At 67.1% G+C, this 17,668-nt stretch carries 15 protein-coding genes and 5 pseudogenes; 10 read left to right on the top strand and 10 right to left on the bottom strand.

Features of this window, described 5'->3' with window-relative positions:
• Window positions 1–2: 2 nt before the first annotated feature.
• Window positions 3–957: pseudogene (htpX, locus tag LRS12_RS06560) on the bottom strand (zinc metalloprotease HtpX).
• Between the two features lie 66 nt (window positions 958–1,023).
• Between htpX and LRS12_RS06555 the strand changes: the two are divergent.
• Together LRS12_RS06555 and LRS12_RS06550 are read left to right on the top strand one after the other, a co-directional pair.
• Entirely contained in the window at window positions 1,024–1,185 is a 162-nt protein-coding gene (locus LRS12_RS06555) for a DUF1674 domain-containing protein (protein WP_257843859.1), read from the top strand.
• 42 nt (window positions 1,186–1,227) lie between these two features.
• Window positions 1,228–3,066, top strand: a complete 1,839-nt coding sequence (locus LRS12_RS06550) for an AsmA-like C-terminal region-containing protein (protein ID WP_257843858.1) — start codon at window positions 1,228–1,230, stop codon at window positions 3,064–3,066.
• Here the strand turns inward: LRS12_RS06550 and LRS12_RS06545 are convergent.
• The 7 genes and pseudogenes from LRS12_RS06545 to LRS12_RS06515 all read right to left on the bottom strand — a co-directional run bounded on the left by LRS12_RS06545 (window position 3,063) and on the right by LRS12_RS06515 (window position 7,697).
• On the bottom strand, window positions 3,063–3,593 hold the full coding sequence (locus tag LRS12_RS06545; protein WP_257843857.1) for a DUF1697 domain-containing protein: 531 nt from the start codon (window positions 3,591–3,593) through the stop codon (window positions 3,063–3,065). The genes LRS12_RS06550 and LRS12_RS06545 overlap by 4 nt on opposite strands.
• Complete coding sequence (locus tag LRS12_RS06540) at window positions 3,590–4,567, bottom strand: NAD(P)H-dependent glycerol-3-phosphate dehydrogenase (RefSeq protein ID WP_257845447.1); 978 nt, start codon at window positions 4,565–4,567, stop codon at window positions 3,590–3,592. The genes LRS12_RS06545 and LRS12_RS06540 overlap by 4 nt, the downstream gene beginning before the upstream one ends.
• Before the next feature lie 9 nt (window positions 4,568–4,576).
• Window positions 4,577–5,590, bottom strand: a pseudogene (gene tsaD, locus LRS12_RS06535) (tRNA (adenosine(37)-N6)-threonylcarbamoyltransferase complex transferase subunit TsaD); the annotation flags it as partial.
• Between the two features lie 41 nt (window positions 5,591–5,631).
• On the bottom strand, window positions 5,632–6,060 hold the full coding sequence (locus LRS12_RS06530) for a GFA family protein (protein WP_257843856.1): 429 nt from the start codon (window positions 6,058–6,060) through the stop codon (window positions 5,632–5,634).
• Between the two features lie 49 nt (window positions 6,061–6,109).
• Entirely contained in the window at window positions 6,110–6,652 is a 543-nt protein-coding gene (locus LRS12_RS06525) for an SRPBCC family protein (protein WP_257843855.1), read from the bottom strand.
• The gene (locus tag LRS12_RS06520; protein ID WP_257843854.1) at window positions 6,649–6,981 is read right to left on the bottom strand and encodes a helix-turn-helix transcriptional regulator; all 333 of its coding nucleotides are present in this window, start codon (window positions 6,979–6,981) and stop codon (window positions 6,649–6,651) included. The genes LRS12_RS06525 and LRS12_RS06520 overlap by 4 nt, the downstream gene beginning before the upstream one ends.
• Window positions 6,982–7,025: 44 nt before the next feature.
• Window positions 7,026–7,697, bottom strand: a complete 672-nt coding sequence (locus LRS12_RS06515) for an MBL fold metallo-hydrolase (RefSeq protein WP_257843853.1) — start codon at window positions 7,695–7,697, stop codon at window positions 7,026–7,028.
• Between the two features lie 80 nt (window positions 7,698–7,777).
• Between LRS12_RS06515 and pabB the strand changes: the two are divergent.
• The 3 genes and pseudogenes from pabB (at window position 7,778) to msrA (ending at window position 11,735) form a co-directional block, all read left to right on the top strand.
• Window positions 7,778–9,552 (top strand): annotated as a pseudogene (gene pabB / locus LRS12_RS06510) (aminodeoxychorismate synthase component I).
• A gap of 33 nt (window positions 9,553–9,585) precedes the next feature.
• Window positions 9,586–10,785, top strand: a complete 1,200-nt coding sequence (locus LRS12_RS06505) for a pyridoxal phosphate-dependent aminotransferase (RefSeq protein WP_257843852.1) — start codon at window positions 9,586–9,588, stop codon at window positions 10,783–10,785.
• Window positions 10,786–11,057: 272 nt separating this feature from the next.
• The gene (msrA, locus tag LRS12_RS06500; RefSeq protein ID WP_257843851.1) at window positions 11,058–11,735 is read left to right on the top strand and encodes a peptide-methionine (S)-S-oxide reductase MsrA; all 678 of its coding nucleotides are present in this window, start codon (window positions 11,058–11,060) and stop codon (window positions 11,733–11,735) included.
• Here msrA and LRS12_RS06495 read toward each other — a convergent pair.
• Window positions 11,732–12,127 carry a DUF1489 family protein gene (locus tag LRS12_RS06495; protein ID WP_257843850.1) on the bottom strand — a complete coding sequence of 132 codons (396 nt, stop codon included), beginning with the start codon at window positions 12,125–12,127 and terminating at the stop codon, window positions 11,732–11,734. The two genes, msrA and LRS12_RS06495, sit on opposite strands and share 4 nt — an antisense overlap.
• A 36-nt stretch (window positions 12,128–12,163) precedes the next feature.
• Window positions 12,164–13,571: pseudogene (gene mgtE, locus LRS12_RS06490) on the bottom strand (magnesium transporter).
• A 148-nt stretch (window positions 13,572–13,719) separates the two neighbouring features.
• On the opposite strand from mgtE, the gene LRS12_RS06485 reads away from it, so the two are divergent.
• The 5 genes and pseudogenes from LRS12_RS06485 (at window position 13,720) to LRS12_RS06465 (ending at window position 17,667) form a co-directional block, all read left to right on the top strand.
• Window positions 13,720–14,178 carry a peptidylprolyl isomerase gene (locus LRS12_RS06485; protein ID WP_257843849.1) on the top strand — a complete coding sequence of 153 codons (459 nt, stop codon included), beginning with the start codon at window positions 13,720–13,722 and terminating at the stop codon, window positions 14,176–14,178.
• Window positions 14,179–14,240: 62 nt separating this feature from the next.
• Entirely contained in the window at window positions 14,241–14,849 is a 609-nt protein-coding gene (locus tag LRS12_RS06480) for an outer membrane lipoprotein carrier protein LolA (RefSeq protein ID WP_257843848.1), read from the top strand.
• Between the two features lie 332 nt (window positions 14,850–15,181).
• Window positions 15,182–15,967 (top strand): exodeoxyribonuclease III, encoded by a 786-nt coding sequence (locus tag LRS12_RS06475; RefSeq protein WP_257843847.1) that lies wholly within the window; start codon window positions 15,182–15,184, stop codon window positions 15,965–15,967.
• A gap of 47 nt (window positions 15,968–16,014) precedes the next feature.
• Window positions 16,015–17,045 (top strand): annotated as a pseudogene (ribA, locus tag LRS12_RS06470) (GTP cyclohydrolase II).
• Window positions 17,046–17,328: 283 nt separating this feature from the next.
• A complete protein-coding gene (locus tag LRS12_RS06465) occupies window positions 17,329–17,667 on the top strand; it encodes a P-II family nitrogen regulator (RefSeq protein WP_145848270.1) in 339 nt (112 codons plus the stop codon).
• The last annotated feature ends 1 nt before the right edge of the window (window position 17,668 follow it).

Here is a 17,668-nt window from a genome sequence, read left to right as displayed (position 1 = left end):
CATCAGCCGCGCCGGTTCGGGTCGAGCGCGCTTCCGCGACGCGGTGTCGCGCGCACACCCAGTGCAGACGGACGCTCGGCGGGGGCAGGGGCAGCGAATGCGTCGAGCGGGGCGCTCTGGCCCATGGTGACCGCGATTTCCTCCAGCGCTGCGATGCGGTTGCCGGTGTCGGGGTGGGTCGAAAACAGGCTGTCGCCGCCGCGCGCCAGGCCCGGGACGATGTAGAGTTGTGCTGCGGCAGGATTGCGTTCCGCCACCGGGTTCGGCACCGCCGCCGCGCCGCGCGCGAGCTTGGCCAGCGCCGAGGCGAGCGCGCGCGGGTTGCCCGAAATCTCCGCGCCGCCGCGATCCGCGCCATATTCGCGGGTGCGGCTGATCGCCATCTGGACGATCATCGCGGCGAACGGCGCGACGATCACCGCAAGAATGGTAGCGAGGAACGCGCCGCGGTTGTCGTCGCCGCCGCGAAAGAACAGGCCGAAATTGGCGAGCATCGAAATCGCGCCGGCGATCGTCGCGACCATTGTCATGATCAGCGTGTCGCGGTTGCGGACATGCGCCAGCTCATGCGCCATAACGCCCGCAATCTCCTCACGGTTGAGGATGTTGAGCAGGCCGGTGGTCGCCGCAACCGCCGCATTCTCGGGATTGCGCCCGGTGGCAAAGGCGTTGGGGTGGGGCAAATCGATGATGTACACCTTGGGCATCGGCAGCTGCGCGCGCTGGGCAAGTCCGGCGACCAGATTGTAGAATTCGGGCGCGGATGCACCGTCCACCTGACGCGCGCCGTGCATCTTCAGCACGATCTTGTCGGCATTCCAGTAGGTGAAGAGGTTCATCCCCACCGCGACCTGCAGCGCGATGATCATGCCCCCCGCGTCCGCCAATGGTGAAGCCCAAAGCCATGAACAGCGCCGTCAGCGCCGCCAGCAGCATCGTCGTCTTGAAACCGTTCACTTGGATTCGATCCTTTCAGACCCCAATGTGGGGGCTGCAATCCGCGCGTCAATCTGAGGACCGATCATGGGCAAGCGCCCCCCGCATGTGAAGCCGCCCGTATATCTGTCGAAGAGCCCCCCGCTGCCAAAGCCTGAGACCGGGAAGAAGGCGGAGACCGATCCGCTGGGCAATGATCCCACCCGCTATGGCGACTGGGAGCTGAAGGGCATCGCGGTCGATTTCTGAACCGGCTGCGGAACGAAAGCAGGGACGGCGCGTCCTGCGCCGATGACCGCCCCAACCCGTACCCTGATGATCCGGATCGCCATCGGCATCGCCGTGGCGATCTTGTTGCTGTTGCTCGCGCTGGCGATGATGCCCTGGGGCGCGTTCAAGGGCCGGGCTGAGCGCGCGTTGTCCGACCGGTTCGATGCGCCGGTGACGATCGGCGCGATCGAGCGGCGCGGACTGTTTTCCTTCGCGCCATTGCTCGACATTCGCGACCTGCGCATCGCTCAGCCGGCCTGGGCCGGGACGGGGGAGATGGTGCGGGTCGAGCGCGTCACCGTGCGCCTTCCGGTGCTCCCGATCCTGATCGGGCGATTCGCGCCCGAGCCGGTCGAGGCGGCGAATGGCCGGATCATGCTGGTTCGCGCGCAGGACGGCCGCAAGAATTGGGACCGCAGGCCCGAGCGCGGCAGCGGCGGGGGGAGCGGGCTCGACCGGTTGGCGGTGCGCAACCTGATCCTCGATTACCGCGACGCGCTCAAGGATCGGCGCGCGTCGGTGCGGATCGACTCGGACACCGCGGGGTTCCGCGCTTCCGGCACCGGCGCGCTCGCCACGGAGCAGGTGAGCATCGAGGTGCGCGGCGCGCCGGTCGCCGGGCGCGCGCGCTGGCCGTTCCGCGCGCGGATTGCCGGGCCGACCACGCGGATCGCGGTGCAGGGCGCGATGGCGGCGCCGTTCAACACGCGCGACATGGCGTTCGACATTGCGACACGGGGCGCCGACCTGCTCGATATCGATCGGGTGATCGAGGCAGGGCTGTTCGGGACCCAGCCGGTCGCGCTGGCCGGACGCGTGTCGCGCAAGGGCGATCAGTGGCGGATCGAGCGACTGGCCGGGACGATCGGCGGCTCCCGCCTGTCGAATGCGATCGCTACGGTGGACAAGAGCAAGCCAGGGCGTACGCGGATCGAGGGCGATGTCGTGCTGGCGAGCCTGGCGTTCGACGATCTTGCCAATGACCGCGGGCTTGCCATCGCGGCGGCGCGGCGCGCGCGGCTGGGCGACCGGCTGGTCCCGGCGACCGCAATCGACCTGAAGAGCGTGAGCGATGTCGATGGCGTGCTCCGGGTTCGCGCCGACCGGATCGTCGGCACGCCGGGCTTCAGGTCGGCCGAGGGGGTGCTGACGCTCGACAATGCGCGATTGACCGTCGATCCGTTCGCGATGGGGATGACACCCGGCAGCCTGAGCGGACGGGTGGTGATCGATCAGCGTGACGGCAAGCCGCAACCCAGCTTGACGCTCGACCTGCGGCTGCACGGCAGCAGGATCGCCGCGCTGGCGGGGGATGGTGTGCTCGATGCCCCGTTGCAGGGCCGCGCGCGGTTGACCGGCGCGGGCAAGACGATCCGCGATGCGATCGGGCGGTCCAGCGGCAGCGTCGCGCTGGTCGGTGGATCGGGTCGGATTCCGGCGAACATCGCTTCCTATCTGGGACTGGATGTCGGGCGCGGCGCGCTGGTCGGGGACGAGAGGGTCGCGGCACTGCGCTGCATGATCCTTAGGCTGGACGTGAAGAATGGAACCGGGCGGATGAATCCGTTCCTGATCGACACGTCGCGCGGCCAGTCGCGCTTTACCGGCACGGTGGACCTGCCGGACGAGCGGTTGGCGCTGGCGATGACCGGGTCGCCCAAGAAGGAAAGCCTGTTGCGGCTGACCAAGCCGGTGCCGGTGTCGGGGACGATCAAGGCGCCTGTGATGCGCCTGCCCGAAGGTGCGAAGCCCAATGTCGGCGGGGTGCTCAAGCTGCTGGGCGACGCGATCGCCGGGGACCGCCCGCCGCTGGCGACCGATGCCGATTGCAATGCACTGGCGGCGAAGGCGCTGCGCTAGAGCGCGTCGCGAATCTTGAGGACGGTATTCCAGTTGCGGGCGGTCGTAACCGGGTCGCGCGTCGCTTTTCCTAAGGGCGCGTGGAGCATCGAGCGCGCCTGACCTTCCGGGAAGTCGATGTAAAGTTCACGATCGATCGCCTGCGCGCGTTCGGGGCCGTCATAGTCGGCCATCAGCGCGGCGACCGCGTCGCCATCGACCGGTTTTCGGTGGAAGGTGACGACCAGGAAGCTGGGACGGTCTCGCGCGGCATCGGGAAAAGGGTTGGTAGCGACCACGGCAGCCATGTCTTCAGGCGTGCGGACGAAGATTTCGGATTTGAGGCCGGTTTGCTTCTCAAGTTCATCGTGGATTTGCGCTTCGAGCGCTTCGGCCTTCGCCCCGGGAGCGGTAAAGACGACATTACCCGAGGCGAGCAGGATCTTGACGTCAGTGAAGCCCAACCCCTCGACCACCGCCTTCAACTCGGCCGATTTGAGCTGACGCTTGCCGAGGTTGATCCCCCGCAGCAGCGCCGCCCATCTCATGCGGCTTCCCCGCGCGTCGGGCGGGCGAGCAGCGCGTCGACCACTGCGCGTACCGGGGTGCCTTCGAGCAGGGCGCAGACCGCTTCGGTTACCGGCATCTCGACCCCGGCGGCGCGTGCCGCTTCGCGCAGCACCGGGGCGGTGGCGGCGCCTTCGGCTACGGTACGGCGGTCGGCGAGCAGCTCCGACGCCGCCTTGCCCTGACCCAGCCCGACGCCGAGCGAGAAGTTGCGCGAATTGGTCGAGGAGCAGGTGAGAACCAGGTCGCCCAAGCCCGACAGCCCCGCCAGCGTCTCTGGCCGCCCGCCGCGCGCGACGCCGAAACGGGTCATCTCGGCAAAGCCGCGCGCGATCAGGGCGGCGCGGGCGTTGAGGCCCAGCCCCGCACCCTCGACCACGCCGCATGCGATGGCGAGGACGTTCTTGACAGCGCCGCCAATCTCCGCGCCGGTGACGTCGGACGAGCCATAGGTGCGGAAGGTCGGCCCGCCGAGCCGCTCGGCCAGCGCGTCGCGCAGGGCAGCGTCCTCGCACGCCAGCGTGACGGCGGTGGGCAGCCCCTTTGCCACCTCATGCGCAAAGGTGGGGCCGGAGAGGACCGCGACCGGCGCTTCCGGGTGCAGCTCGCGCGCGATTTCCGCGACCAGCTTCTGCGTCCCCGCCTCGATCCCCTTTGCGCAGAGCACCAGCGGGCGGTTGCCGGCTGGAAGCTGCGACAGGACCGAGCGGAGGAACTGCGCCGGGACGACCACAAGCAGGGCGTCGCTATCGGCAAGTGCGGCAAGGTCGCTGGTCGCATGGATCGACGGGGAGAGGGGGACACCGGCGAGGAACAGCGCATTCTCATGGGCCGCGTTCACTGACGTCACGACGTCATCCTCACGCGCCCACAACATCACCGGCTCACCGCCGCGCGCTGCCACCTGAGCGAGAGCGGTGCCCCATGCGCCGCCACCGAGCACACCGATCTTCATGCCTTCACCCCCCGCTCCACGCACCTTCTCCGCGTCCGGGTCGAGCGGCCAGCGCGGGCGCGCGGGCACGTCGAGCGGGTCGCTGTATCCGGCGGCGAAGCGCTCCGCCCCGGCCCAGGCGATCATGGCCGCATTGTCGGTGCAGAGCCAGAGTGGCGGCGCGACGAAGCGCAGGCCATGTTCGGTCGCGAGCGTCTCAAGCGCTGCGCGCACCGACGCGTTGGCGGCGACTCCGCCCGCGACGACCAGAGCGGTCGCGCCCATCGCCTTGCCCAGCGCGATGCGGGTGCGATCGACCAGGCAATCGACCACCGCCTGCTGGAACGATGCGGCGAGGTCGGCGGGATCGAACTTGCCGACTTTGCGCGCGACGTCGCTCTTGAGGCCCGCGAAGGAGAAGTGCGGCTCGCCCGATCCGACCAGCGGGCGGGGCAGCGGGACCGCGCGCGGATCGCCATACTTCGCCGCCGCCTCGACCGCGGGGCCACCGGGGAAGCCGAGGCCAAGCAGCTTGGCGGTCTTGTCGAACGCCTCACCCGCCGCATCGTCGATCGTGGTGGCGAGGCGGCGATAGGCGCCGACTCCCTCGACCAGCAGCAGCTGGCAATGCCCGCCCGACACGAGCAGGAGCAGATAAGGGAAGGCGAGATCGGGGTCGGTCAGGCGGGGGGACAGGGCGTGGCCCTCGAGATGATTGACCGCGACCAGCGGCTTGCCCGCCGCGTGCGCCAGCGCCTTGCCGGTAACGAGGCCGACCATCACCCCGCCGATCAGTCCTGGCCCGGCGGTCGCCGCGACCGCATCGACATCGGCGAGCGTGACGCCCGCCTCTTCGAACGCGGCGGCGATCAGCGGCTCGAGCGCCTCGACATGCGCGCGCGCGGCAATTTCGGGGACCACGCCGCCGAACGGCCGATGCGCCTCGTCCTGCCGGGCAAGGCGGTGAGAGAGGATGCGGCGGTCCGTGGTCACCAGCGCGGCGGCGGTTTCGTCACAACTCGATTCGAGGCCGAGGATCAGCATCGCGCCGATCTAGGGAGTCGCGGAGCAATTGTCGAAGGGGGCTAGGAAGTCGCGATTCCTGCCTTTGCCATCACCTCCGCGCCGGTCAGCCGCTCATGGTCCCCGGCAAAGGCATAGCCGGCGGGCTGCTCATCGACGAAAATCTCTTCGGTGAGCGGAAAGGCGTCGACACCCTCGAACAAACCCGCGCCGAACGAATACCCGTCCTTCGGCGCATAATAGTAGAAAAGATGCGTCCCGCAGTTGCGGCAAAAGCCGCGCTCCGCCCAGTCGGACGAATGATAGCGGACAATGTGTTCAGCGCCATCGATCTGCGGATCGGTGACCAGCCGCAGCGATAGTAAAGGCCCGCCGCCCCAGCGCCTGCACATGCTGCAATGGCATGCCTCAATCACCGGCGCGGGGGCGGCAATCCGCACCCGCACCGCGCCGCACAGGCAATGTCCGTCGAGTTGCTTTGCGTCTGACATCGCGCACCTCCGTCGCATGGGATAGCGCGCTGCGATGCAGGCGGATAGTTCAGCTGTGCGTCGACAGCACCTCCGCCACCCGCGCCTCCGACCGGGCATGGAGCGCCCAGAAGTCGCGAACGGGGTCGCCGGCCAACAGCCCTTGCAGCACTGCAAAGTGGGCGTGCCAGCCGCCCCCGAAATTGGCCATCGGCGCGGGGCCGGTGATGCCGCTGTGAGTGAGGATCAGGCGAGTCTTGTCCGCCCCGTCGGCGAACAGTTCGAACCGGGCGGTTCCTTCCTTCCCTTCATCCCAGCTGATCGCGAAGACATGTGGCGGATCATATTCGACCACCCGCTCGCACCCGACCGCGCCTTTCCATTTGGCGTATTCCTCCGGATAGGGAACGTCATCGGTCGACAGTTCGTCATGGTCGAATACCAGATCCACTTCGCCGCCCCGCCGCGCATCGGTGCCGCCCGCGAACCACCGGCGGCGTAGATCGGCGTCGACCAGGTAGCGCCACACCGTCGCGGGCGGTGCGTCGAGGATGCGGACCATGCGAATCGTATCGGGCGCGAGGCGTTCGAGGTCGGGCATCGTGGCGGTCATGGCGTGTCTCCCTTGGGAAGGTCGGCGAGCAGGATTTCGAGCTGGTCGAGGCGCGCGTTCCAGAAGTCTGCCCATTGCTGCAGCCACTGGTTCGCTTCGGCGAGCGGCGCAGGATTGAGCGCGCAGCGATGCGTGCGGCCATCGCGGCGGCGCACAACCAGGCCAGCGCGTTCGAGCACCTGAACATGCTTCGACGCCCCGGCGAGGGTCATCGCATAAGGCTGCGCAAGTTCGCCGATGCTCTTTTCGCCTTGGGCGAGTGTGGCGAGCATCCCGCGCCGTGTGGGATCGGCGAGGGCGTGAAATGTGGCATCGAGTCGTTCAACCATTTGGTTGAATTACACGGTCGCCCTGGGACTGTCAACCGACCGGTTTAGCTTTGCGCCATCGCGCGATCCGATACGAACGGGTTGGTCTTGCGTTCCTGCCCGAAGCTGCTCGGCTGGCCATGGCCCGGGACGAACACCGTGTCGTCACCGAGCGGCCACAGCTTGGTGGTAATCGCGTCGAGCAGGTCCTGATGATTGCCCATCGGGAAGTCGGTGCGGCCGATCGATCCCTGAAAGATCACGTCGCCGACGATGGCGAGCTTCGACGGCGCATGGTGGAACACGACATGCCCCGGGGTGTGGCCGGGGCAGTGATAGACGTCGAGCGTCAGGTCGCCGACCGTGACGGTGTCCCCATCGACCAGCCAGCGATCGGGCTCAAACGGTTTGCCGTCGATGCCATATTTGCGGCCATCATCGTCGAGCCGGCTGATCCAGAAGCGGTCGGCCTCATGCGGCCCCTCGATCGGCACGCCCAGCTCCTTGGCTAGCATGCCCGCCTGGCCGCAATGGTCGATATGGCCATGGGTAATCAGCAATTTTTCGATGGTGACGCTATGCTGCGCTGCCGCCGCCTTGAGCAGATGCAGGTCGCCGCCCGGATCGGTGAACGCACCACGCATGGTGCGGGTGCACCAGAGCAGGGTCGAATTCTGCTGGAGCGGAGTGACGGGGACGATCGCGGCGCGCAGTGGGGGCGTGGGGGTGGTGGACATGGCTGTTGCAGATAGTCTGCCCCCGATCGTGCAGCAACAGAGGCTTGCGGGCAGACGTTTAGCGCTTCATGGCCGGTGCGATGCGACCCGACACACCGTTTGTGCTGCTCGACGATGCCCGGCCGGGGGGCAGTGACGCGCGGCTCTACACCGTGCCGGTGCGGGTGGTCGTCGCACATCGCCCGGAAGAGGTCACACCTGCGCTCGCCGCGCTGGACGCCGCGCGGGGCGAGGGACTGCATGCGGCGGGCTATATCGCTTACGAGGCCGGACATGCGATCGAGACACGACTTGCCGGGCTGAGCCGCACGAAAAGCGATACGCCGCTCTTGTGGTTCGGATTGTTCGAGACGGCCGAGCATCTGGCCCCAGACACCGTCGCCGCACGGCTGCCCGACCCGGCGGGGGTTGGGTCGGACGGCCCGCACCGGGGATTAGCCGCGCCGACTATGACATTGCCTTTGCCCGCGTGCATGACTGGATCGAGGCGGGGGATATCTATCAAGCCAATTTGACCTTTCGAGCTGCGGTGCGCGTCGCGGGCGACCCGCTTGCCGCCTATGCCGCGATCCGCGCGCGGGCGGCGGCGGGCTATGGCGGGATTGTGTGGACTGGCAGCGACTGGCTGTTGTCCTTCTCGCCCGAATTGTTCTTTGCGCTCCGCAGAGGCGAGCTGATCGCGCGACCGATGAAGGGGACGACGCCGCGCGGTGCTACGCCGGAGGCAGATGACGCGGCGCGGGCCGAACTGGCGCTGGACGAAAAGCAGCGCGCCGAAAATCTGATGATCGTCGATCTGATGCGCAACGACCTCACCCGGATCGCCGCGCCGGGCAGCGTGCATGTGCCCGAATTGTTCAAGGTCGAAACCTATCCGACGCTGCACACCATGGTGTCGACCGTCGCGGCAAAGCTCGCGCCCGACATCGGCCCGGGGCAGGCGCTGGCGGCGATCTTCCCGTGCGGGTCGGTGACCGGCGCGCCCAAGATTCGGGCGATGGAGGTGATCGCGGCGGTCGAGCCCGATGCGCGCGGTGCCTATACCGGATCGATCGGGCGGATCGATCCGGATGGCGACGCCGCGTTCAATGTCGCAATTCGCACGCTGCATTTGCGCGATGGAGCCGATGAAGCGACGATTGGCCTCGGCTCGGGCGTGGTTGCCGATTCGCGCGCGGGTGAGGAATGGGACGAATGCCTGGCCAAGGGCGCATTCCTGACGCGGGGCCAGCGGCGCTTCGACCTGATCGAGACGATGGCATTCGATCCCGTCGGGGGGATCGCGTTGCTCGAACGGCATCTTGAGCGGATGCGGGCCAGCGCCGGGGCGTTCGGGATACCGTTCGACCGGCACGGCGTGCGCAACGAGCTGCAGGCCGCGACCTTCCGGCTGCGTCATCCGGCCAAGGTGCGGCTGCTGCTGTCACCCGAGGGACGACTTGCGATCGGCACCGGACCGATGCCCGGGGCACCGTACGGTCCGGTCACGGTCGCGCTCGCCCGCCGCCAAGTCGCGCCGCGCGACTTTCGCCTGGTCCACAAGACCAGCGACCGCAGCCCCTGGCCGCGTGTCGCGGGGGCGTGGGAGACGGTATTCGTCGATGACGAGGGGTATCTGACAGAGGGCAGCTTCACCTCGCTCTTCGTGCCCGGCGACGACGGCGTTCTGCGCACCCCGCCGCTGGCGCGCGGCATCTTGCCCGGCGTGTTGCGCGCCGAGCTGATCGCTACCGGCCGCGCGGTCGAGGCCGATCTGCAGCCCGAGGATTTGCGCCAGGGATTCCAGCTCGGCAACGCGCTGCGCGGACTTGTTTCGGCTGTTACGGTTGCGGAAGTGGAACCCTCCGACCTATAGGGCGCGCGATTTCCATTCAGAGAGGCGTTTTCCATGCAGACCTCCGCCGCGCTCAACCGCATCCAGCCCTCCGCGACGCTCGCGATGACGAGCCGCGTGTTCGAGCTGAAGCGCGCGGGGGTCGATGTCATTGGCCTGGGCGCGGGCGAACCTGATTTCGACACGCCCGATTTCGTCAAGGAAGCGGCGATCGAGGCGATCCGCCGCGGCGCGACCAAATACACCAATGTCGACGGCACGCCCGAGCTCAAGGCTGCGATCGTCGCGAAGTATGCGCGCGACAATGGCCTGACCTATGCCGAAAGCCAGATCAGCGTGAATTCGGGCGGCAAGCACACCTTGTTCAACGCGTTCTGTGCGACGATTGACGCGGGTGACGAGGTGGTGATCCCGGCACCCTATTGGGTCAGCTATCCCGATGTGGTCGAGTTTGCTGGCGGGAAGCCGGTGTTCGTCGCGGCGGGTGCCGACCAGGCCTACAAGATCAAGCCCGAACAGCTGGAAGCGGCGATCACCGCAAAGACCAAATGGGTGGTGCTCAACTCACCGTCCAACCCGACCGGCGCGGCGTATAGCGCGGCCGAGCTGCGCGCGCTGGGCGAGGTGCTGGAGCGGCACCCGCATGTGCTGATCTATGCCGACGATATGTATGAGCACATCCTGTACGACGGCTTCGAATTCGCGACGATCGCACAGGTGTGTCCGGCGCTCTACGACCGCACGCTGACCGCGAATGGCGTGTCGAAGGCCTATGCCATGACCGGCTGGCGCATAGGCTATGCCGGTGGCCCGCAATGGCTGATCAAGGCGATGGGCAAGCTCCAGTCGCAGTCGACCAGCAACCCGTGCAGCATCAGCCAGGCGGCATCGGTTGCGGCGCTCAACGGCGATCAGTCGTTCCTGGCCGAGCGCAACGCCGCGTTCCAGACGCGCCGCGATCTGGTGGTGTCGATGCTCAATGCCATCGACGGGATGACCTGCCCGACGCCGGAGGGTGCCTTCTACGTCTATCCCGAGTTCAGCGCGCTGATCGGCAAGACCACGCCCAAGGGGCTGAAGATCGACAGCGACGAGACGATGGTCGGCTATCTGCTCGACGACGCGAAGGTGGCTGCTGTGCACGGCGCGGCGTTCGGCCTGTCGCCGGCGCTGCGCATCAGCTATGCGACCAGCGATGCGCTGCTGACGCAGGCGTGCACGCGGATTCAGGAGGCGTGCGCCGTGCTGCGCTGACCAGCGATATTTTTTCGCTGAGCGCTGAAACCTTTTGCGCGGGTTTCCCGAATATGAACGGGAAGACCAGCGCAGGTTCAGCGCGGGAAAGTTAGTCTTTGCTTGGAATTCGAGGTGGCACCCCCATCTCCGCGCCAAGCACAAAGGATTTGTACCATGATCGCGGCTTTCAAATCGCCGTTTCTCCGCCGTTTCCTTGCCGGTTTCTCGCTTGGCGCGATCGGAATGGTCGCGCTCCATGCGGAGCAGGTGATGGCGGCGCCGCTGTTCTGATGCTGCGCGCGGTCGCCCTCGGCCTTGCCAGCTTGGGGGCGATCGGGTTCGCGCATGTGGCGGGCCTGGCTCCCCCCGTGTTCGCCGGCGGCGGCGAAAAGGCCGTCCCGATCCCCGCTTCCACCACCGATGTCGCGCCCGCGCCAGGCGATCAGGTCGCGGTCCTCGCCGGCGGCTGTTTCTGGGGCATGGAGGCGGTGTTCGAGCAGGTGAAGGGCGTGAAGACGGTGACCAGCGGCTATGCCGGTGGTACCCGCGCGACCGCGACCTATGCCCAGGTGGTGACCGAACGCACCGACCATGCCGAGGCGATCCGCATCACGTATGACCCGCGGGTGGTCAGCTATGCGACCTTGCTGCGCATCTATTTCTCGGTCGCGCACGATCCCACTCAGCTCAATCGGCAGGGGCCGGATATCGGCCCAAGCTATCGCTCGGCGATCTTTCCGCAGAACCCGGGACAGGCCCGGGTCGCGCGCGCCTATATCGATCAGCTCGGCAAGAGCGGTGTCTATCGCGCGCGGATCGTGACGAAGATCGAGAGCGGCGAATATTATCTGGCCGAGCCGGAGCACCAGGACTTTGCGCGGCGCAACCCGAACCACAGCTATATCGTCCGTTGGGACAAGCCCAAGGTCGCGGCGTTCCGCGCGGCGTTCCCCAGCCTCGCGCGCTAGAACCCCAGTTCGGCCAGCTTTCCCGCAAGTTCGGGCGGAAGTGACGCCATGTCGCCGCTGCCCAGATCGGCGGGCGCATCGGCCCCTTCCAGATAGCGCCAGCCCTGATGCGCGCGCTTGGCTTGCGGCACGACCTGCACCAGCGCGGGGTCGAGCAGGATCGCGGTGCGACCGCCCTCTGCCTCGGCAAAGCCCAAGATGGGGGAGCGCGCGACCAACTGGTGCTTGAGGATCCAGAACAGCGACCCCTGACCGGCGATCTCTTCATGCCGCTTTGGCAGATAGCGGGTGGTCAGCGCGACCGGGCCGTCGAGGCCGCGCAGTGCCAGCCGCTCGCGCAGATGGTCGACCCCGGTGGTCCCGAACGCGACTTTGGTAAGGTGGAGCGCCATCGCCGCGATCTGGGGACCGGGCGGCTGCCGGTCAAGCTACCAGCCGACCAGCCCCGATGCGACGGCGAGTCCGAGAAAGGCGAGAAATCCCATCGAATCGGTGACCATCGTCACGAACACCGACGATGCGACCGCAGGATCCTGGTTCATCCGGTCGAGCGCGACCGGGACCAGTACCCCCCGCGAGCCCGGCGACCAGAATGTTGATCACCATCGCCGCCGCGATTACGCCGCCCAGCGCCGGATTGCCGAAGACGATTGCCGCACCCAGGCCGAGCAGCACGGCGATCGTGCCGCCGTTGAGCAGGGCGACCTTGATCTCGCGCTTGACCATCCGCATCGTGTTCGACTGGGTCAGCTGATTGGTCGCCAGGGCGCGCACGATGATCGCCATCGTCTGCGTCCCCGCATTGCCGCCGACCGATGCGACGATCGGCATCAGGATCGCCAGCGCCACCATCTGCTCGATCGCGCCGCCGAACAGCGCGATGATGGTCGATGCGACCAGCGCGGTGAACAAATTGGCGATCAGCCAGCGCACGCGCGCGATATAGGAATCGCGCACCGGCTCGTTGATGTCGCCATCGCCCGCGCCCGACAGCAGCAGTGCGTCCTCGCCCGCTTCCTCGGAGATGATATGGACGATGTCGTCCACCGTGATCATGCCGACCAGCCGTCCGGCATCGTCGATTACCGCGGCGGAGATCAGCGCATATTTCTGAAAGATCAGCGCGACCTCTTCCTGATCCATGCCGACCGGGATCAGCGTCTGTTCGCGCTTCATCACGTCCGCGATCGACACCGATCGCGGGGTGCGCAGGATCCACGACAGCGCGCAGGTGCCGACCGGGTGGTGCGCCGGGTCGACGACGAAGATTTCCCAAAAATCGGTCGGCAGCTCCTCCTCGCCGCGCAGGAAGTCGAGCACGTCGCCGACCGTCCAATGCTCGGGTACCGCGATCAGCTCGCGCTGCATCAGGCGGCCGGCGGATTCCTCGGGGTAGGACAGCGCCTCTTCGATCGCGGCACGATCGTCGGGGTCGAGCGCGCGGAGGACGGCACGCTGGTCCTCTTCCTCCATGTCCTCGATGATCGCGACCGCGTCGTCGGTATCGAGTTCGGCGGCGATATCGGCGACTTCGTGCGGCTCGAGCGCCTCGATCAGCGCCTCGCGCACCCAGTCGTTCATCTCGGCGAGCACATCGCCGTCGATCAGGCCCGAGATGGCAGCGGCGAGCGCATGGCGCTGGTCGGCGGGCGTCAGCTCGACCAGGTCGGCAATGTCGGCGGGGTGAAGCGGTTCGACCTTCTCGCGCGCCGCCTCGACATCGCCCGACTCGACCAGGTCGAGGACGGTCCGCACGAACTCGGGAGACATCCGCTCATGCGCCTCGTGCGCGGGCGAATCGGGGGTACCGGCCGTGGTTTCGGTCTCGTCGATCATCGAGCCTCCCCCGACTGTGCTGCCCGCCCCCTCTAACGCGCTCGAATCGCGCTGCCAATCCGCTGCAGGCGCGCCATGATTTGCAACCCGCTCCGCGCCGCCCTAGGGGAGGGAGGTCTCATTTGTTTCCACTGGAGTTTTCCTTTCGATGTCCGATCTTCCGACGCGCCTTGTGATGACGCTCGACAGCGGCGACGTGCACATCCAGCTGCGCCCCGACCTTGCCCCCCAGCATGTCGAGCGGATCGTCAAGCTGGCCGACAGCGGCTTCTATGACGGCGTCGTGTTCCACCGTGTGATCGACGGCTTCATGGCGCAGGGCGGCGACCCCAGCGGCACCGGCATGGGCGGGTCGAAGGAGCCCAACCTTCCCGCCGAATTCAGCCGTGAACCGCATGTCCGCGGCGCATGCTCGATGGCGCGCACCAACGATCCCAACAGCGCGAATTCGCAGTTCTTCATCTGCCTCGACGACGCAACCTTCCTCGACGGCCAGTACACCGTCTGGGGCGTGGTGACCGAAGGCATGGAGCATGTCGACGCACTGCCCAAGGGCGAGCCGCCGCGCAACCCGGGCAAGATCGTCCAGGCGCGCAGCGCAGCCTGAACTATCGGTTCACACCGAGTTCAACGCGGAACCGGCAGGGGCGGGACATGTTTGGCAATAGCATGATGTTTCGCCCCCTCGCGGCTGTGGCCGCCCTCACCCTCGCCCTGCCGGCCGCGGCGCAGCAGGGCACGCTGGCGCAGGTGCAGCAGCATCTGCGCGCGACCCAGTCGATGACTGCCGCGTTTAGCCAGACCGATCGGACCGGCAAGACGCTCAACGGCACGATGACGCTCAAGAAGCCGGGCAAGATTCGGTTTCAATATGAAAAGGGCGTCCCGCTGCTGATCGTCGCCGATGGCAGTTCGCTGTGGTTCATCGACTATTCGGTGCGCCAGGTGCAGCGCTGGCCGGTCAAGGATTCGCCGCTCGGCATCCTGATGAATCCCGATCGCGACGCCGCGCGGTACGCCAAGGTTGTTCCGACGGGTAACCCCGATGTGATCAGCGTCGAGGCACGCGATCCCAAGCGGCCCGAATATGGTCGCATCACGATGGTGTTCGCGCGCAACGCGTCGGCACCGGGTGGACTGATGCTTCAGGGCTGGGTCGCGCTCGATGCCCAGAACAACCGCACGACGGTGCGGCTATCGAACCAGCGGTTCAACGCGCCGGTCAGCGACGGAGCGTTCCGCTGGAACGACCCGCGGAAAACCGGCGGTCGTCGCTGACATCCGCGTTCATGTTGGTGACAGCTTTGACACGCTAGATCGGTTTCGCGGACGGGGCCTTGGGATTTTTCCCCCCTGTTGCCCGAGGCACATCCCGTCCCGCCTGCGTGACGAACGCCAGGTCGGCCCTCGCTCCATGCCCCCGGAGCGGGGGCCTTTTGGTTTTTGGTGGTGTTTGTGCGCCTATCGGCGCAGCGGCACCGGCCCGCTCCCCGCCCCGCCACCCATCGGCAGGATATTCTGGAATGGGTGGCGGGGCGGGGGAGCGGGCCAGCGCCGAAATCTGAACGTCGCGCTGGTATCGGCGGAGGATCGCCCCTAGATCACGCGCGATGAAGATCGCCTCCTGGAACATCAACTCCGTCCGCTTCCGCATGGAGATCGTCGAACGTTTCCTGCGCGAGGAAGCGCCGGATGTGCTGTGCCTTCAGGAAACCAAGGTGATCGACGGCGATTTCCCGCACGCGCCCCTGCGCGCGCTGGGTTACGATCATATCGTCATCCATGGCCAGCGGATGCACCACGGCGTCGCGATCATCAGCCGGGTGCCGCTGGTCGAGGACGACCGGCTCGACTGGCAGGCGAATGGCGAGGCGCGGCATGTCGGGGTGCGGCTGCCCAACGGGGTGCGGCTGGAAAATGTCTATGTCCCGGCCGGCGGCGACATTCCCGATCGCGAGAAGAACCCCAAATTTGGCCAGAAGCTCGATTTCGTCGAACGCATGACCCGCTGGTCGGAGGGGCTGGGCAGCCTGCCCGTGATCGTCACCGGCGACTTCAACATCGCGCCGCTCGAGTGCGATGTGTGGAGTCACAAGCAGCTGCTCGACGTGGTCAGCCATACGCCGATCGAGGTCGAGGCGCTGGGGCGGATGCAGGCGGCGAACGACTGGGTCGACCTTGGCCGCCGCTTCATCCCGGCACCTGAGCGCTGCTTCACCTGGTGGAGCTATCGCGCCAAGGACTGGGCGGCGTCGGATCGCGGGCGGCGGCTCGACCATATGTGGGCGAGCGGCGATGTCGCGGCACAGGCGACCGCGCATCGCGTGTGCGAGCCATGCCGGGGCTGGCTCAAGCCGTCGGACCATGTCCCGATCGTCACCGAGTTCGCCTTTTGAACGGCAGCACGCCCGATCCCCGTGCGGCGGCACGCGCGGTCGATGCGATGAGGCGCGGCTGGCCGTTCGCGGTTCGCGGGAGTACGGGCGCATTGTCGCTGCTGGCGGTCGAAACGGCGGATGCCGCAAGGCTCGCCGAGTTCGATCCGGGGATCGCGGCGCCGTTGCTGATCACGTCGGGCCGCGCGGTGACGCTCAAGCTCGCCAATCAGGCGGCGGCGGCAGTTCCGGATTCGCCGGTGATGATCGCGCGGCGGCCCTGGCTCGATTTCGACGCAGCTGTGGCGCTCGCTGACCCGCAACTCGACCTGCGCACGCCCCTCAAGGGGCCGTTCCGCGCGGTGCCGGCGATGGCACCCGATGCGGCGGCGGCGGCGCTGCGGCTGGCGCGGATCGCCGGGTTGCTCCCGGCATTCTTCGCGCGCGGCGAAGGGCCGGGGCATCGGATCGACGATGCGGTCACCCCGGCGGATATCCAGGCGCATGAGGATCCGGCGCGGCTGCGGCTGGTCACGCGCGCGCGGCTACCGGTGGTCGGCGCGGAGGATGCCGAGATCGTCGCGTTCCGCTCCCCCGAATCGCCCGACGAGCATATCGCGCTGCTGATCGGCCAGCCCGATGGCAATCCGCCGCTGGTGCGGCTGCACAGCGAATGCCTGACCGGCGATGTGCTCGGCAGCCTGAAATGCGATTGCGGGCCGCAGCTGCATGCGGCGATCCGCGCGATTGCCGCCAGCGGATGGGGCATCCTGCTTTACCTGCGGCAGGAGGGGCGCGGGATCGGCCTCATCAACAAGCTGCGCGCCTATGCGCTGCAGGATCAGGGCTTCGACACGGTCGATGCAAACACGCGGCTGGGCTTTGCGGTCGACGCGCGGGATTTCGGCGTGGCCGCGCGGATGCTGACCCATCTGGGCCAGAACCAGGTGCGACTGTTGACCAACAACCCCGACAAGGTTGCGGGGCTTGAGGCGGCCGGCGTCGCGGTGGCGGAGCGGGTTGCGCACCAGCTTCCCCCAACCCGCACAATGCCGCCTATCTGGCGACCAAGCGCGACCGCACCGGGCATCAGCTCTAACGCGATCCGTTCGTGTTGCGCTTGTTGAGCCACCATCTTCCACCTTCGCAGCTGTTCGACCTCGGCCCTTCGTCAGGCCCAATGCGGCTGGATGTTGGGATTGGATGCCTATTGCGCGAGCAGTGCTCTGCGCAGCCTAAAAATTAGGCACGCCTTCGCATCTGCACAATTTTTTACCTTTCGGTAACAATCGCCCGCGACGGAATCCCCGGAATCCTGCCTTTTTCGACTCTGGCACGCCCTTTGCTCAATGGCCTCCGGGTCAAACGCGAAAGGGGGCGGAATGAAACTCGTCATCGCTATCATCAAGCCGTTCAAGCTCGATGACGTCCGGGAAGCGCTCACAGAGTTGGGCGTTGCGGGCATGACCGTGACCGAGGTGAAGGGGTTCGGGCGGCAAAAGGGCCAGACCGAAATCTACCGCGGCGCGGAATACAGCACCAACATGGTGCCCAAGCTCAAAATCGAAGTGGTCTGTGCCAGCGATCTGGCGGGCCGGGTGGTCGAGGCGGTCCAGGCCGCAGCGAACACCGGCGCGATCGGCGACGGCAAGATCTTCGTGCTCGACGTCGGTCAGGCCGTGCGGATCCGCACCGGCGAAACCGACCAGACCGCGTTGTGAA

It is taken from the genome of Sphingomonas sp. J344, from assembly GCF_024700005.1.
GTDB lineage: Bacteria > Pseudomonadota > Alphaproteobacteria > Sphingomonadales > Sphingomonadaceae > Sphingomonas.
The sequence above is the reverse complement of the archived record's forward strand: the minus strand, read 5'-3'. Positions and strand labels throughout refer to the sequence as shown.